The organism is Streptomyces sp. NPDC052109, from assembly GCF_040680195.1.
Taxonomy (GTDB): Bacteria; Actinomycetota; Actinomycetes; order Streptomycetales; family Streptomycetaceae; genus Streptomyces.
Map to the genome: position 1 here is coordinate 1 of NZ_JBFAWF010000076.1, position 1,281 is coordinate 1,281.

The 1,281-nt window shown below is 66.9% G+C and carries 2 protein-coding genes; both read left to right on the top strand.

From position 1 onward, the window contains the following. On the top strand, positions 1-425 hold a 425-nt coding region (locus AB0L59_RS42260), incomplete at its 5' end, for an alpha-glucosidase C-terminal domain-containing protein (RefSeq protein ID WP_365593537.1). Further along, positions 422-1,281, top strand: an 860-nt coding sequence (locus AB0L59_RS42265) for an alpha-amylase family glycosyl hydrolase (RefSeq protein WP_365593540.1), incomplete at its 3' end; no start/stop codon positions are given. The genes AB0L59_RS42260 and AB0L59_RS42265, both read left to right, overlap by 4 nt.

Here is a 1,281-nt window from a genome sequence, read left to right on the forward strand (position 1 = left end):
AGTACCAGCTCAGGCCACGCGACTGGGAAGCGGCGGCACGCGACGGCCGGACCATCGCACCCCTGATCACCCGGCTCAACACCCTCCGGCGGCAGCACCCCGCGCTACAGCGCCTGCGCGACCTCCGTTTCCACCAGACCGACAACGACGCCGTGCTCGCCTACAGCAAGAGCTCGGGGACGGACACGGTCATCGTGGTCGTCAACCTCGACCCGCACCACACCCAGGAGGCCACGGTCTCGTTGGACATGCCGCAACTCGGCCTGGACTGGAACGCCGCCCTGTCCGTGCACGACGAACTGACGGGTGAGACGTACCACTGGGGCAGGACCAACTACGTGCGCCTGACGCCCGGCAGCGCGCCGGCGCACGTGCTCCACGTCGGGCGATCGACGCCCCAGAACGGAGGGCCCGCAGCCTCATGACCGTCAACGAACCCGTACACGACACCTTCGAGGACACCCCCGCCAAGGACCGGGACCCGGAGTGGTTCAAACGCGCCGTCTTCTACGAGGTCCTGGTCCGCTCCTTCCAGGACAGCAACGGCGACGGGGTCGGCGACCTGAAGGGCCTGACCGCCAAGCTCGACTATCTGCAGTGGCTCGGCGTGGACTGCCTGTGGCTGCCGCCGTTCTTCAAATCCCCCCTCAGGGACGGCGGTTACGACGTCTCCGACTACACCGCGGTACTCCCGGAGTTCGGTGACCTGGCCGACTTCGTGGAGTTCGTGGACGCCGCCCACCAGCGCGGCATGCGCGTGATCATCGACTTCGTCATGAACCACACCAGCGACCAGCACCCGTGGTTCCAGGAGTCCCGCAAGAACCCGGACGGCCCGTACGGGGACTTCTACATGTGGGCCGACGACGACAAGCAGTACGAGGACGCGCGGATCATCTTCGTCGACACCGAGGCCTCCAACTGGACCTTCGACCCGGTGCGCGGCCAGTACTACTTCCACCGCTTCTTCTCGCACCAGCCCGACCTCAACTACGAGAACCCGGCCGTACAGGAGGAGATCCTGGCGGCGCTGAGGTTCTGGCTCGACCTCGGGATCGACGGCTACCGCCTCGACGCGGTCCCCTATCTCTACGCCGAAGAGGGCACCAACTGCGAGAACCTGCCCGCCACGCACGCCTTCCTCAGGCGGGTCCGCCGTGAGATCGACGCCATGTACCCGGACACCGTGCTGCTGGCGGAGGCCAACCAGTGGCCGGAGGACGTCGTCGACTACTTCGGCGACTACTCCTCCGGCGGCGACGAGTGCCACATGGCCTTCCA